Consider the following 15,377-nt stretch of genomic DNA (forward strand, 5'->3'; position numbering starts at 1 on the left):
CCTAAGCAACAGTACCCTGGCAACTGCTTCCTGCACCGGCGGTACAGCCGTAGCAGTGTTGCGAGATGATGATGTTGCGGTCGTTTAATAAATCTTCGTTGTATTCTGAAATGTGTTTCACCTTGCTGTTGACTTTGAGATCGAGCATCTGGTTAAAGTCACAATCGTACAGCCAGCCGTCCCAGCTTATCGAAATGGTATTGGTACACATCACGTTTGCAACAGCGGCGGGGTTGTAAGCCTCCACAAGCTGATACATATAGTCTTCATAGTTTTCGGAAGCGATGAGGTAATCGAGAAAGCGCGCGATGGGCAGATTGGTAATCGCAAACAGGTTGTGAAACTGAATACCGAAATCTTCCATCAGGGCTTTTTTGAAATCTTTTTCCATCCCCGCCTGGTCTGAAGGCAGGTAGGCTCCATTAGGATTGTAAACCAGGTCGAGGCGTAAATCGCTGTCTGGCATCCCATAACCAACTGCGTTGAGTTCCTGCAAAGCTTTGATCGACTTGTCAAAAACCCCTTCACCACGTTGCTTATCGGTTTTACCGCGCGTCCAGTGGGGCATAGAGCTCACCACGTGCACGTTGTGTTTTTTGAAGAACTCCGGTAAATCGTGGTATTTTTTATTGGCTCTGATGATCGTAAGGTTACTGCGCACGATAAAATCTTTGATTCCCGCTTTGCTGGCTTCTTCTACAAAGCGTCTAAAATTGGGATTCATCTCGGGTGCACCACCGGTAAGATCGAGCGTATGCGCCCCGGTGTTTTTAATAACTTCCAGGCATTGCTCCATAGTTTCCCAGGTCATAATTTCCTTTCGGTCAGGGCCGGCATCCACGTGGCAATGCTCACACACCTGATTGCACATATAGCCCACGTTGATCTGCAGGATTTCCAGCTTTTTAGGTCTGAGCGGAAATTGCCCGGTCTCCTTTATTTTTTTGGCAAAGGTGGGCAACTCGCCATCGGCAAAAATACCTCCCGAGAGAATCTCGAGTTGCTTATTGGCCTGGGCCAGATCATCATGACGTTTATGTAAAGATTTTTTTGTTGTGGTAACAGACATAGAAGTTTTAATTTTTCTTTTTCAGCGGTAGCTAATATAGGATTAAGTTGATAGAAATACCGTTCAAAACTTACATTTCCAATTTATTAACCTTATTCATCATCATGGTGCCGTGTACGAGGGTAGCTCCGCTTTTGATGGCCGCACCTACGTGTATGGCTTCCATCATTTGTTCTTTGGTCACGCCGCGCTGCAGGGTGTCTTTGGTATAGGCATCAATGCAATAGGGGCATTGCTCGGTATGAGCTACGGCAAGAGCGATCAGGGCTTTTTCACGTGCGGTAAGCGCTCCTTCCTCAAATACTTTTCCGTAATAATCAAAGAATTTAGTTCCCAGTTCTTCGCTCCATTCGGTGATTTTACCAAATTTTCTAAGGTCTGCAGGATCGTAATAGTTGTTACTGGCCATTTTATCAATGTGTTTTTTTGGATTTAATGAAATAAACCGACATTACAATTACGGTATTTGTCGGTCTTTGGTTTTAAAACTCAAGAAAAATAGGCAAAAACCCCGGGATAAAACCGGGGTTCTGCATTTTGAGACTATTCTACAAGCATTTTTCAGCGTGAAAACCTAGAGTTTCTCGATGAGTTTGGTAAACAGAAGCACCATATTGGGCTCGGCTTTGGCGGCGGCATCCATAATATCCTGAATATCTACCGGAGCCAGATTTTCGGGATCGCATTCATCGGTAATCACCGATACTGCGGCAACCGGCAGATCCAGATGGTTAGCCACAATCACCTCGGGAACCGTACTCATTCCCACCGTGTCTGTACCTATTATTTTCAGGTATCGGTATTCGGCACGGGTCTCAAGCTGAGGTCCCACTACTGAGGTATAGACGCCTTCGTGCAGGGTAATGTTGTTCTCTGCAGCAATTTCCTTTAAAATTTCACCCATTTCGGCATCATACGGCGCGCTCATATCGGTAAAACGAGTTCCTAAAAGGCCTACACCTTTAAAGGCAAGGGGCGAACCGCCCTGCAAATTGATGTGGTCGTCAATAAGCATAATCTCGCCTTTTTTAAAGTTGAGGTTTATGGCACCTGCAGCGTTGCTGATGAGTAATTTTGAAATGCCCAGCTCGCGCATCACTCGTACCGGGTAGCTCACATCCTGTAGGGTATAGCCTTCATAGATGTGAAAACGCCCCTGCATGACAATCACCTTTTTTCCACCCAGGTTTCCGTAAATGAGTTTGCCGGTATGGAATTCTACCGTAGCCGTTGGAAAATTGGGGATATGGTTATAGCTCACCGAGCTGATGATTTCTACTTTATCTACAAATTGCCCCAGGCCGGTACCTAGAATAATACCAATTTCGGGAGCTTCAAAGCCACGCTCTTTAAGGAAATGCGCAGACTCTTCAATAAATCGTTTCATCTGTTTAAGATTTTAAGTGTTTTTAATTGGTGAGATGTATGCACGACAAGTAGCACTTTGAAGTAGTCTAATTGTAAGGTGCAGTTCATCCATTTAGTTTAAAAGGTATTTTGCCAAAAAGATAGGATAAACTTCGGCATCTTATTTTAAATGATCGGGTAAAAAGGGCTTAAAGGCATCAATATCTTTAATGTCTTCGTAATAATCTACGTCATTACGCACCTCAAGCAATTTAACCGATTCGCTTTTTAGATCTTGCAGCGTGTCTTCGAGAACCGTCTCGGTTCCCCAGTTTTTATGCTGAAAAAGTTCAGGTTTGAGAAACTTCATTCCCAATAAATAATACCCGCCATCTTCTGCCGGGCCTACAACAAAGTCGTGATGGTCCAGAGCAGCGAAGGCTTCTTCAAGATCGCTTTGTGACAGGTCGTACATATCGCTGCCTATGATGATCGCCTTGCGATAGCCATCGCTAAACGCACGCGAAAAGGCCTGCTGCATACGGGCGCCCAGATCCTCGCCGTGCTGCAGTTTTTTGATGTATTTTTCGGTATCCCAAAGATCTTCAGGCCGTATTTTTTCGGAATAAAAAACCTGTTTGTCAACTCGCAGGTTTTGCGTGATGCTCACGGTGTGCTTCAGCAGAAATTTATAAATCTCAAGCGCCGCGTCATCACCTACGCCACCCGCCAGCCGGGTTTTTACCTTGCCCAGTTCGGGATTTCGCGTAAAAATCAGCAGGGTTTTATCTGATGTGGGAAAGTGAAATTCGGTTTCAAAATCGGCCTCGGCCCCGGTGTCTTTTTTGCTTAGCAAACCCATAGTTTGGTTTTAAGAATGGCTATCAAAATTAATAAACCGCAATGCCTGTGCTTAAATAATCTTGCCAATTTTTTGAAAAAGTATGTACGCGCTCGGTGGGTTGACCCTCATTGTCAAGAATGAGAAACCCGGCGTCTTTCCAGGCAAAAATGCCCCCATACAGGTTAAAAACAGGTTGACCTGTTTTCTTTATCATTTTTTCGCCAAAATCTTCACTGCGTACGCCCACGCTGCAATAGACTACAATTTTCTTATTCGATTTGCGAATGCGTTCCAGCGTGGTCTCGTCAAGCCGATCGTCCACGCGTATGGCATTGGGCAGATGGCTCACCTCAAATTCTTCCGCTTTGCGCGAATCAAGAATGAGATACTCATCTTGTTTCATTTTCAATTCTTCCACAGAAATATAAGGTACGCTTTGCGTGTTGTAGTTTTTAAGAAGTCTGCCAATTGATTTTTTTTGGGCAAAGCCCGAAAAGGAAAGCATCAGCAATACCATCATCCATTTTACGTGCATAGAAGCAGTTTGTTTCAGTATTTGGCCTTGCCAAGATAAGATGCTTTGTTTGACTTTCATGTTAATTAAATTAAAAGGGCTTTGTGACAGATACGCAAAAGCGCATTTTTTGGTTTTCTGGAGGCAAAAGCCTTTTGGTTTTAAAGTTGATGATTGAGATCAAAGCGTTTCGCAAATGTATTTTCTATATTTAGGCTTTAAAACTATTCTTTTGATAACTATCCAACCTTTTTCGGAAACGCGGGACGGCCAGGCCGTATACAGCGTAAAACTTAAAAATAAAGCGGGCATGGAAGCCCATTTTTTAACTTACGGAGCCATTTTACAGCGCCTTATAGTTCCTACAGGATCCACCAAAACCGATGTGGTTTTGGGCTATGAAGACCTTGGGTCGTATGAAGAGGATAACTATTTCATAGGCCAGTTAGTGGGCCGAAATGCCAATCGTATCGCTAATGCCGAAGCCGTCCTGGACGGTAAAAAAATACAACTTTCAGCTAATGAAGGTAAGAATCAACTTCACGGCGGTTTTGAATCTTTTGGAAAAAAAGTCTGGTCGGTGACCGATTTGGGTGACGCCGTACTTTTTACCTACACCAGCCCTGATGGCGACGAAGGCTTTCCCGGAAACTTAGAAACCAAATTCTACGTAAAACTGGAAGAGGACAATACGCTGGCGATGCGCTATGAGGCTACAACCGATAAGGAAACCATCGTAAACCTCACCCGTCACGAATATTTTAATATGGATGCCGCTTCAGGGAATGGAATTACTAATCACCAATTGCAGATCAACGCGTCTGCTTATTTGCCCAAAACTTCACAAAATGTGCCGTCTGGCGAACTAAAAGCGGTTGCAGACAGTCCGTTTGATTTGCAAAAGCCTGTTAATTTGAAAGAGCATATCGCAGCGCTTGACGGCGGCTTTGATCACAATTTTGTTTTAAACGAAGACCGGGACGATGCACCCGCCGCACAATTGATTTCGCCGGATGGAAAATTGAAGATGGAATTGTACTGCACCCAGCCGGGAATTCAATTTTACAGTGCAGACGGTATTGCAGATTTTGAAGGCAAATACGGTAAAATCGCAGGGAATTGCCCCGGTCTGTGTCTGGAGCCGCAGCATTTTCCCGATGCGCCCAATCACGAGCATTTCCCAACCACGGTTTTAAAACCGTCGCAGCGGTACGAGCACGACATACGTTATACCTTTAGTTATGAGTAAATCCTATATAATCGCATTTGATCAGGGAACTACCAGTACCCGCGCCATACTTTTTGACGAGCAGGGCGTTATCGTTCAGGTTTCCCAAAAAGAACTTACCCAGCACTATCCACAATCGGGTTGGGTGGAACACGATCCCACAGAAATTTACAACGATCAAAAGGCCGCTTTTGAGCAGGTGATTACCGAAGCGGGGGTTGAACCCAATGCGATTAAAGCTATAGGAATTACCAACCAGCGGGAAACTACTGTGGTTTGGGATAAACACACCGGCGAGCCGGTTTATAATGCCATTGTTTGGCTAGACAAGCGCACCGAACCCATCTGTGAAGGTCTGCGCGAGCGCGATTTGGAACGCTATATTTCAAAAAATACGGGACTGGTCATCGACAGTTATTTTTCCGCCACCAAAATAAAATGGATTCTCGATAATGTGGATGGCGCCAGGGAAAAGGCCGAAGCCGGCGATTTGCTCTTTGGCACCATAGACACCTGGCTCATTTATAAATTTACCGGGCAGCATCTTACCGATCATACCAACGCGAGCCGCACGATGTTGTACAACATCAAAAAGCTGAAATGGGATGACGAATTGCTCGAGATTTTGGAAATCCCGAAATCGATGTTGCCCAAGGTTCAGGCCTCATCGTCTGATTTTGGAAGCATCACCCATAAGGGTCATACCTATCCCATTTACGGGGTTGCGGGGGATCAGCAGGCCGCTTTATTTGGTCAGGGCGGTTACAAGTCTGGGATGGCCAAAAACACTTACGGTACGGGTTGCTTTATGCTGCTCAATACCGGGAAAAAGCCTTCATTTTCTAAAAACGGACTTATCACAACCTTGTGTTGCACCCTTGAAGATAAAAAACCGAAATATGCCCTCGAGGGTAGTGTTTTTGTAGGTGGTGCTTCGGTGCAATGGCTGCGCGATTCGCTCAAGCTGATTGATAATGCGGCTGAAACCAGTACGATTTGTAAGAGTATCCCACCCTTAAAGGATTTGTATCTGGTGCCTGCTTTTAACGGCTTGGGTGCACCTTATTGGGATGGAAACGCCAAAGGAAGCATTCAGGGATTGACCTTTAATACCGGCCGAAAAGAACTTGTAAAGGCTACGATTGAAGCTTTGGCGTATCAGGTAGACGATTTGATAACGGCAATGACTGAAGACAGCGGCAATCAAATTAAAAGCTTGAAAGTAGATGGCGGTGCCTGCGCTAACGATTACCTGATGCAGTTTCAGGCAGATATTCTGGATGCTGATGTTGACCGGCCTCAAATGCTTGAAGTGACTGCACTGGGCGCGGCACTCCTGGCCGGTATTAAAGCCGGAGTCTGGTCGCAAAACGACATCGCTTCCCTCAGAAAAGTAGATCACATCTTTAAGCCCGAAATGGGCATCCGCGAGCGCAATCATAAAAAAGAAGGCTGGGAACTTGCTGTTTTACGCACCCGTTCGGGTTATGCCGAAAGTCTGGTGAAAGAAAAGCGCCCGTTGCGTTTCAGCATTGTTGACCGCAAACGCTACATCAAAAAAGCCAAAAAGAAAAAATTTGATCTTGTGGTCATTGGTGGCGGGGTTACCGGAGCAGGAATCGCCCTCGATGCCATTACCCGCGGGATGAGTGTGTGTCTGGTGGAGAAAAATGACTTCGCCAGCGGCACGAGTAATAAAAGCACCAAGCTGGTTCACGGTGGGTTGCGCTATCTCAAACAGATGGAAATAGGTCTGGTTAAAGAGACCGGGACCGAGCGTGCGATTGTACACAAACTGGCGCCACACCTTGTAGTGCCCGAAAAAATGCTGTTGCCTTTAATTGAAGGCGGGCAGTACGGTAAGTTTTTAACCTCAGTTGGCTTGAAGGTTTACGACCTCCTGGCCAATGTAGAAGGCGATGATAAACGTCAAATGCTTTCTAAGGAAGAAACACTTAAACGCGAACCCATTCTGGACGAAACCAAAGTTTTAGGTGGCGGGTTTTATGCAGAATACAGAACCGACGATGCACGGCTAACTATAGAGTTGTTGAAGAAAGCTGCCGGTTTTGGAGCCATTTGCCTCAACTATTGCGAGATGAGCGATTTTGTTTACGATTATAAAGGCCGAATCACCGCCGTAAAATGCCGGGATCACAACTCCGGAAGCGTTTTTGAGATTGAGTCGCGCACCTTTGTTTCGGCTGCGGGTCCCTGGGTTGATAAGCTTCGGGCCAAAGACGAGTCGATGAATAACAAGCATCTGCACCTTACTAAAGGGGTACACCTGGTTTTTGAACGCAAAAAATTACCGGTGCATCAATCGCTATACTTTGATGTACCAGATGGTCGTATGATTTTTGCAATTCCGCGTGGCAGAGTTACGTATGTGGGCACGACCGACACCAATTATTCCGGTGATCTCGATCGGGTGGTGGCGACTAAAGATGACATTAACTACCTGCTTGATGCGGTAAACGCCACTTTCCCTGATATCCATCTTACCGAAGAAGACATCGAATCGAGTTGGGCAGGTCTTCGGCCTTTAATTCACGAGGATGAAAAGGATCCTTCTGAGCTTTCGCGAAAAGATGAAATTTTTGTGAGTGATAGTGGTCTTATTTCTATCGCCGGCGGAAAACTCACCGGTTACCGAAAAATGGCGCAACGGGTTAACGAGACGGTGCTGAAGCGTCTTAAAGACGATTATGCCGAGCAATTTGAAGAATCGCGTACCGAGCATATCGCGCTTACCTCGCATGCTATGCGCAATACCAAAGAAGTAGAGACCTATCGCAAAGAGCTGGAGGCCGCTCTCGATTATCTGAAAATTGATAAGCCGGAGTATAAGGCCTGGTATCTCACTTCAACCTACGGTAAGCAGGCCGACATAATAAAAAATAAGATCAATTATTTCAGAAATCAGGATGTTAATGAGCGTCTGGTGCGTGCCGAACTTTGGTATTCGGTAAACTTTGAGATGACAAACAGCCTGGCCGATTTCTTTGTACGCCGCACGGGTAGATTGTATTTTGATATTAAAACCGTAAATGCATACCGGGAACTGGCGATTGAAGATTTTGTGAATTATCTGGACTGGGATGAAAGACGCGTACAGGAAGAAAATGAGAAACTAGACGAACTCATCTACGATGCTACCCATTTTTACGATCAGGAATTTCCGGCTTAAAAATTACAGGTTACAAGGACGATTTTAGAATTTAAACGTTAATTTTACGCTTAAAACAGAATCATTATGGACAAAGGCTTTTTGATTGATATGGACGGAGTTATCTATAGCGGTAACGATTTAATTCCGGGTGCAGATACATTTATAAAAACATTACAGGATCGCGGTATTCCGTTTTTGTTTATGACTAATAACAGTCAGCGCAGTCCTATTGATGTGGTAAATAAACTGAAGCCCATGGGCATTCATATCACCGAAGATAATGTCTATACCAGTGCTATGGCTACAGCCTGGTTTTTAGGTTTTACCAAGCCTAACGGTACCGCCTATGTTTTGGGAGAAGGAGGCTTATTGAGCAGTTTGCATCAGCACGGCTACAGTCTGGTAACTCAGGATCCTGATTATGTAGTGGTGGGTGAAGGTCGAAATTTTACGCTTGAGATGGCGAATAATGCGGTTGATATGATTTTAGGCGGAGCGAAACTAATCGCTACCAACCTGGATCCATCGCCTATGAAAAAAGGCTGGGCTAACCTGGGTATTAAAGCCATTGTGAAAATGATTGAAGAGGCCAGTGGCCGTAAAGCTTTTTCTGTTGGAAAACCGAGTCCGGTGATGATGCGTGCCGCACGCAAAAAATTAGGATTGACCACAGATCAGACCATCGTGATAGGAGATACCATGGATACCGATATTTTAGGTTCCATCCAAATGGGTTACAAAACCATTTTGACCCTTTCAGGTGTGTCTAAACAAAAAGATTTGGGTAATTATGCTTACGGTCCTGATATGATTATAGACTCGCTAAAAGGTTTTGATATTGATAAAGCCTTGGCAAAGCTTTCGGTAGAAAATAATTATTCAGAATTTTAGGCCCGGTACGGGAATACGTTTTAAACAGATAAAGTTTCAGAATACATGAAGATATTGGTTACAGGAGGGCTCGGTTTTATTGGGTCTCACACCGTGGTAGAATTACAAAATGCAGGTTATGAAGTGGTCATCATCGACGATCTTTCTAATGCGTCTGAATCTGTTTTAGACGGCATTGAAGCCATTACTTCAACTCGGCCCGTGTTTGAAAAACTAGACCTTCGCGACCGCAATGCTGTTTCTGCCTTCTTTAAGAAACACGCAGATGTTGAAGGTGTAATTCATTTTGCAGCTTCAAAAGCCGTGGGCGAAAGTGTGCACAAACCTTTATTGTATTACGAAAACAACCTGAGTTCGCTGGTGTATTTACTTCAGGAGCTGACGGCAAAGCCCGAAGCCAGTTTTATATTCAGTTCGTCTTGTACCGTTTACGGGCAGGCAGATGAATTGCCTATTACCGAAAACGCGCCTGTAAAGCCTGCGGAGTCTCCTTATGGAAACACCAAGCAGATCGGAGAAGAAATCATTCGGGATACCGCTCATAAATTTGAAGATTTTAAAGCGATTGCCCTACGCTATTTTAACCCGATTGGAGCACATCAAAGTACTGAAATAGGGGAGTTACCGCTTGGCGTCCCGCAAAATCTGGTTCCATTTATCACGCAAACGGCAGCAGGATTGCGTGAGGAGCTTTCGGTTTTTGGCAATGATTATCCTACCCGCGATGGCACCTGTGTGCGCGATTACATTCACGTGGTAGATTTGGCTAAGGCTCACGTAATGGCCTTAACCCGCTTAATAGAAGGGAAAAATAAATCAAACTACGAGGTTTTCAATTTGGGCACGGGTACCGGTAGTACGGTTTTAGAAGTAATCGAAACGTTTGAAAAAGTTTCGGGAGTAAAACTTCCTTATAAAATTGTTGACCGCCGGGAAGGGGATGTGGTTGCTGCGTATGCGGATACCGAAAAAGCCAATAATGAGCTTGGCTGGAAATCAGAACTTAGCCTTGCAGATGCTTTAGATTCTGCCTGGAAATGGGAAAAAAAGGTGCGCGGTATTTAGTAAAGCGCACAGCTTTTCCTTTTTAGATTGTACGTGTGCTTTTACGTATAACCAGTTCGGTCTCAATAGTTTCCTGAATAGGGTCTTTTTTCGTTTTAGCTTCAAGACTTTCTATTGCGATTTGTATGGTGCGCTTGCCAATTATCTCAGCTTGTTGTTTTATCGTAGTAAGCGGGGGGAAATAATTGCGGGCCAAAGCACCGTCAGTAAAGCCGATTACGCCTACGTCATCCGGTACTCTTCGGTTATTTATGCGCAGGGCGTTCATGGCGTAAATAGCGCTCGATTCGTCTGTGGTGACAATTCCGTCCAGATCATTATCTTTTAAAAAAGCGCTGAGGTCCGCTTCCAGATTTTCGAGTTTGGTATTTATTATTTTCGGTTCGTAGCCCAGTTCACGTACAGCAGCTTCATAGCCTTCAGCACGTTTTTTACCTACAGAAGTATTGGTTAGGATTGACAGCAGTGCAATATGCCTGCATCCTGTTTTATGCAAATGCATGGTAGAATCGTAAGCACCTTTAAAGTCATTGATGACCACGCTGTGTGAAAGCAGCTTCTCATTTACACGATCAAACTGCACCAGCGGAATGTCAAAGTAAAGTATGTCATTAAGGTGTTCTAATTCTTCCGTTTGCTGTGTTTCTGAACTCAAGCTGATGATGATCGCATCTACCGAAACATCACTGAGCATGTTGATGCTTTGCTTTTCTTTCTGAAGCGATTCGTTTGAAATGCAGGTTACCAGCGAATAGCCGTTTTTAGTGGCTTCATCTTCCATTCCCATAATTACTTTAGCAAAAAAGTTATGCATAATGTTGGGAATCACAACTCCTATCGTTTTGGTGCGGCTGCTTTTAAGGCCACGAGCCATTGCATTGGGCCTGTACTTGAGTTGACGTGCAGCGGTTTTAACCACCAGTTTTGTAGCATCACTAATCTCCGGACTATCTGCTAAAGCCTTGGAGACAGTAGAGATAGAAAGGTTAAGATGTTCTGCAATTGCTTTAAGGGTGGTTTTATGTGCCATATTTAGGTTTTGCTATAATGAACGTCTGGTAAGTTACGTAAAGTTTCGGCAGCCATCTCGGCTGTTATGTCGCGCTGGGGAGTTGCAAACATTTCATAACCTACCATAAATTTCTTTACTGTGGCCGAACGCAATAAAGGAGGGTAAAATGACATATGAAAATGCCAGCTTTCCCAATCCCTTCCGTCAGTAGGTGCCTGATGAATTCCTGAGCTGTATGGGAATGAAATCTTAAACAGATTATCATATTTTATGGTAACAGCTTTAATAATTTTTGCATAATCCATACGCTCCTCTTCAGTCAGACTTAAAATATTGCGATGTTGATTGCGTGGAATAATCATCACTTCATACGGCCAAACTGCCCAATAGGGAACTAAAGCTACAAAATATTCGGTTTCAACAACAATGCGTTCCTGAGCCTGTAATTCTTCTTTTAGATAGTCACTAAGCAGGCTGGTTTTGTTGTTGTGGTAATACTCGCTAAGGTTTTTGCATTTTTTGCTTACCTCAAGAGGAATGGTGCGCTGTGCCCAGATTTGTCCGTGCGGGTGTGGATTGCTGCAGCCCATAATCGCTCCTTTATTTTCAAAAATCTGAACGTGATTGATGTCTTTTTTGGCTCCAAGTTCTCTGAATTCCCGTTGCCAAAGTGCGATTACCTTGTCAATTTCAGCAACATCCATAACCGGAAGGGTCAAAGAATGATCTGGAGAGAAACAAACCACTTTACAGGTTCCGCTTTCCGCTTCTGCCTTAAGTAAACCGGATTTGAATTTTTCTTCCGGTACATCGCGTTTAAGCGCGGCAAAATCATTCGTGAAAGACCATGGCTCGTTGTAGTCCTCATTTTTATGACCACCTGCGCGCTCATTTCCGGGACATAAATAACAAGTAGGATCGTAAGAAGGGCGTTCTTCAGTCACAACATCTTCTTCTTTTCCCTGCCAGGGACGCTTGGTACGGTGTGGGGAAACTAACACCCACTCCCCGGTGAGGATATTATATCTTCGGTGTGAATTATCATTAAAGTCAAGCATGGTATTCAGTTTTGTTTCAACAATAGGTTTAACAGGTGCGAACTAGATTACTTTTCCGCCGTCAGCCGGCATCGCGGTAAAGGCAGAAAGACTGATGTCAAATTTTTCTTTGTAGGCTTTTTTAGCTAAAGCGGTATACTCTTCCATAAAGTCCTGATGTATCAGGTTGATTGTGCAACCGCCAAAGCCACCGCCCATCATTCTACAGCCTAAAATGGCATCATAATTTCGTGAAAAATCGGTTAGAAAATCAAGTTCGTTGCAACTTACTTCGTATTTGTGTTGAAGTCCCTCGTGTGAACCATACATGAGTTCTCCAAAAGTTTTCAGGTCATTTTGTTCAAGAGCGGACGCGGCAGCATTTACACGTGCATTTTCTTCAATGACATAGGAACAGCGGTCGAAGATGACCGGTTCAAAGTCATTTTTGTGGGCTTCCAGCTGTTCTAATTTGACATCTCTAAGCGATTGAATATCGGGATACCATTTTTGCAGCAGTTTAACGCCCTGCTCACATTCCTTACGTCTTACATTATACTCACTGGTAGAAAGGCTGTGCGAGACATTGGTGTTGAGCAGGAGTAGGGCATAAGGTTCTATGTTGAACGGAACCAGTTTGTAGTCAAGGCTTTGGCAATCCAGTTGAATTACGTGATTTTCCTTGCTCATAACCGAGGCAAACTGGTCCATAATTCCGCACATCGTGCCTACATAATTATGCTCTGCCTTTTGAGAAAGTTCAACGATTTCCAGAGGACTAAGATTTAACGAAAAAAGCTCATTTAAGCCTTCTGCAAGTCCACACTCGAGAGCGGCAGACGAACTAATCCCTGCACCCATAGGCAGATTGCTAAACATCAGACAGTCAAAACCAGAGAGGCTGCGTCCTCTTTTTTTGATTTCTTCGGTTACCCCGGTGATGTATCGCGTCCATTCCTCGCCCTGTTCATCAGGTTTGCTCAGGTCAAATTGATAGGTGCTTTCAAAATTAAGGCTGGTAACGCGACACTGCGTTTCAGTCTTGTTTTTTTTCAGATAGAATACAATGGATTTGTCAATGGCTGTGGGCATAACAAAACCGTTATTGTAGTCGGTATGTTCCCCAATTAAGTTTACTCTTCCGGGAGAGTTGACTGTTACTTCGGCTTTAAAGTTTCCAATTTGAGCAACCTGCTCTGGCGATTGTGCGATGATGTTGTTTTGCAAAACCTAAACGTACTAATTAATACTCCTTTTCTTTGGTAAACAAATATACTAAAACTTTCATTAAACGTATTTTTTACATTTAAAAGAAATGAAACTGAAATGACATAAAGTGTTTAAGACTATAACGTAATAGCGGTAAAAAAGAGGGTTTGTTTTCAATGATTTATCAAAAATTGACGCTTATTTGTGGGTTTATGACAGATTTTAAACCGGAATGCTTCGTCTCAAAATGTTTATTGTATTACTTTAGTGGCGTTATAAAAAAATGTTAACACATCTTTTTGTTGAATAAAACCAATTCCTAATCCTATGGCAATAATTTCCTTTTTAGCATTTACAATTCTTGTGGCTGTCATCTCGTGGTGGTCTGTGCGCAACGCTGATGAATCAACCTCAGACGGCTATTTTTTAGGAGGCCGAAGTCTTACCGCAGGAGTAATTGCGGGTTCGCTTTTACTCACCAACCTTTCAACCGAGCAGATTGTAGGTCTCAATGGAAGTGCTTACAAAGACGGGCTTTCGGTTATGGCCTGGGAAACTCTGGCAGCTCTCGCAATCGTGGTAACTGCGGTGTTCTTATTGCCACGTTATTTAAAAGGAGGGCTTACCACGGTGCCTCAGTTTCTGGCTGAGCGTTTTGATACTTCCACTAAAACGATTACCTCAGCATTATTTCTTACCGGTTATGTAGTCGTTTTGCTTCCGGTGATTTTGTACTCCGGTTCTGTTGCGGTAAGTGGGATGTTTAATATTCCGGAAAGACTTGGAGTGTCTGATATGACTGCTCTTGTGATTTGTATCTGGGGTATAGGTATTATCGGTTCTATTTACGCGGTATTTGGTGGTCTGAAGGCGGTTGCTGTTTCAGACAGTATCAATGCGGTGGGGCTGATCATTGGAGGTTTGTTGATCCCTGTTTTTGGTCTTATGGCTATAGGTGACGGCGGTATTATAGACGGACTGAACACCCTTATAGACTCTGATCCTTCACGTTTTGATTCAACCGGTGAACCCGGTCAGGAAGTGCCGTTTGCAACGATTTTTACGGGTATGATGCTCGTTCAGTTATTTTATTGGGGTACCAACCAGCAAATTATTCAGCGCGCTTTAGGTGCCAAAAGTCTTGCCGAAGGACAAAAGGGGCTTTTGCTGGCTGCCTTTTTAAAGATTTTAGGGCCAATAATTTTAGTACTTCCGGGAATGATCGCTTTCTATTACTTTGAAGGAGGTCTGGATAGTAGCGACCTTGCTTACCCTGAACTGGTGCGCGCCGTGTTGCCAAAACCTTTAGTAGGATTTTTTGCGGCCGTTTTATTTGGGGCGATTTTAAGTTCGTTTAATAGTGTACTTAACAGCTCAGTAACCCTATTCGGTATTGATATTTACAAACAACACATCAACAAGGACGCGTCTGAGTCGACCGTGGTGAAATACGGTAAAATATTTGGGGTTTGTCTCGCTTTGGCAGCGATGTTTATCGCTCCATTGATTTCTAATGCGGGGAGCTTATTCAGCTATCTTCAGGAGATTAATGGAATATACAGTATTCCGATTTTTACCATAATCGTTATTGGTTATGCTACCAAGCGCGTACCTGCGATTGCGGCTAAAATAGGAATCATTAGTGGTTCACTGATGTATATCATTAGTCAGTTTTGGTTGGGCCCAATGATGCGTGATAATGCTGTTGCAGCCGCAGAAGCCAGTGGAATCACAGATCCGGAAGCTTTGCGAATGGCGAGCATTGATGCCTATCCTCACTATTTACACGTAATGGCGATCTTGTTTGTTGCAAACATCATTATTATGCTTATCATCGGGAAACTGTACCCGAGAGATACGCCTTTTGAACTTGAATACACCAAGAAGGTATCTATTGAGCCTTATAAATATGTTAAGCCAGTAGGGGGGCTTATTTGCGTGATTGTAATTGCGATTTACGTGTATTTCGCCAAGTAAAACCAAACAATA

At 43.9% G+C, this 15,377-nt stretch carries 13 protein-coding genes; 5 read left to right on the forward strand and 8 right to left on the reverse strand.

The window, feature by feature from the left end:
- Nucleotide 1 precedes the first annotated feature (1 nt).
- The 5 genes from arsS to CJ305_RS03025 form a co-directional block, all read right to left on the reverse strand.
- Entirely contained in the window at nucleotides 2-1,069 is a 1,068-nt protein-coding gene (gene arsS, locus CJ305_RS03005) for an arsenosugar biosynthesis radical SAM (seleno)protein ArsS (protein ID WP_099644739.1), read from the reverse strand.
- Nucleotides 1,070-1,139: 70 nt separating this feature from the next.
- Nucleotides 1,140-1,478, reverse strand: coding sequence for an arsenosugar biosynthesis-associated peroxidase-like protein (locus CJ305_RS03010; RefSeq protein WP_099644740.1), 339 nt, complete (start codon nucleotides 1,476-1,478; stop codon nucleotides 1,140-1,142).
- Between the two features lie 165 nt (nucleotides 1,479-1,643).
- Nucleotides 1,644-2,456, reverse strand: coding sequence for a purine-nucleoside phosphorylase (locus CJ305_RS03015; RefSeq protein WP_099644741.1), 813 nt, complete (start codon nucleotides 2,454-2,456; stop codon nucleotides 1,644-1,646).
- Nucleotides 2,457-2,597: 141 nt separating this feature from the next.
- Nucleotides 2,598-3,278 carry a TIGR04282 family arsenosugar biosynthesis glycosyltransferase gene (locus CJ305_RS03020; protein ID WP_099644742.1) on the reverse strand — a complete coding sequence of 227 codons (681 nt, stop codon included), beginning with the start codon at nucleotides 3,276-3,278 and terminating at the stop codon, nucleotides 2,598-2,600.
- 28 nt (nucleotides 3,279-3,306) lie between these two features.
- Nucleotides 3,307-3,855, reverse strand: a complete 549-nt coding sequence (locus tag CJ305_RS03025) for a rhodanese-like domain-containing protein (protein ID WP_223248786.1) — start codon at nucleotides 3,853-3,855, stop codon at nucleotides 3,307-3,309.
- A 151-nt stretch (nucleotides 3,856-4,006) separates the two neighbouring features.
- Between CJ305_RS03025 and CJ305_RS03030 the strand changes: the two genes are divergently transcribed.
- The 4 genes from CJ305_RS03030 (at nucleotide 4,007) to galE (ending at nucleotide 10,130) form a co-directional block, all read left to right on the forward strand.
- Nucleotides 4,007-5,023, forward strand: a complete 1,017-nt coding sequence (locus tag CJ305_RS03030; RefSeq protein WP_189319368.1) for an aldose epimerase family protein — start codon at nucleotides 4,007-4,009, stop codon at nucleotides 5,021-5,023.
- Nucleotides 5,016-8,192, forward strand: a complete 3,177-nt coding sequence (glpK, locus tag CJ305_RS03035) for a glycerol kinase GlpK (RefSeq protein ID WP_099644745.1) — start codon at nucleotides 5,016-5,018, stop codon at nucleotides 8,190-8,192. The genes CJ305_RS03030 and glpK overlap by 8 nt, the downstream gene beginning before the upstream one ends.
- A gap of 66 nt (nucleotides 8,193-8,258) precedes the next feature.
- A complete protein-coding gene (locus CJ305_RS03040; RefSeq protein WP_099644746.1) occupies nucleotides 8,259-9,065 on the forward strand; it encodes an HAD-IIA family hydrolase in 807 nt (268 codons plus the stop codon).
- Between the two features lie 45 nt (nucleotides 9,066-9,110).
- Complete coding sequence (galE, locus tag CJ305_RS03045; RefSeq protein WP_099644747.1) at nucleotides 9,111-10,130, forward strand: UDP-glucose 4-epimerase GalE; 1,020 nt, start codon at nucleotides 9,111-9,113, stop codon at nucleotides 10,128-10,130.
- Nucleotides 10,131-10,152: 22 nt separating this feature from the next.
- Here galE and CJ305_RS03050 read toward each other — a convergent pair whose 3' ends face one another.
- Genes CJ305_RS03050 through galK form a run of 3 tightly spaced genes read right to left on the reverse strand, consistent with a single transcriptional unit; the run spans nucleotide 10,153 to nucleotide 13,406 of the window.
- Entirely contained in the window at nucleotides 10,153-11,160 is a 1,008-nt protein-coding gene (locus tag CJ305_RS03050; protein WP_099644748.1) for a LacI family DNA-binding transcriptional regulator, read from the reverse strand.
- 2 nt (nucleotides 11,161-11,162) lie between these two features.
- Nucleotides 11,163-12,200 (reverse strand): UDP-glucose--hexose-1-phosphate uridylyltransferase, encoded by a 1,038-nt coding sequence (locus CJ305_RS03055; protein WP_099644749.1) that lies wholly within the window; start codon nucleotides 12,198-12,200, stop codon nucleotides 11,163-11,165.
- Between the two features lie 42 nt (nucleotides 12,201-12,242).
- Nucleotides 12,243-13,406, reverse strand: coding sequence for a galactokinase (galK, locus tag CJ305_RS03060; protein WP_099644750.1), 1,164 nt, complete (start codon nucleotides 13,404-13,406; stop codon nucleotides 12,243-12,245).
- Between the two features lie 309 nt (nucleotides 13,407-13,715).
- Here galK and CJ305_RS03065 point away from each other — a divergent pair, with 309 nt between their 5' ends.
- Nucleotides 13,716-15,365: a solute:sodium symporter family transporter gene (locus CJ305_RS03065; RefSeq protein WP_099644751.1), complete on the forward strand. Its 1,650-nt coding sequence runs from the start codon at nucleotides 13,716-13,718 to the stop codon at nucleotides 15,363-15,365.
- The last annotated feature ends 12 nt before the right edge of the window (nucleotides 15,366-15,377 follow it).

Source organism: Leeuwenhoekiella nanhaiensis, from assembly GCF_002744755.1.
Taxonomy (GTDB): domain Bacteria; phylum Bacteroidota; class Bacteroidia; order Flavobacteriales; family Flavobacteriaceae; genus Leeuwenhoekiella; species Leeuwenhoekiella nanhaiensis.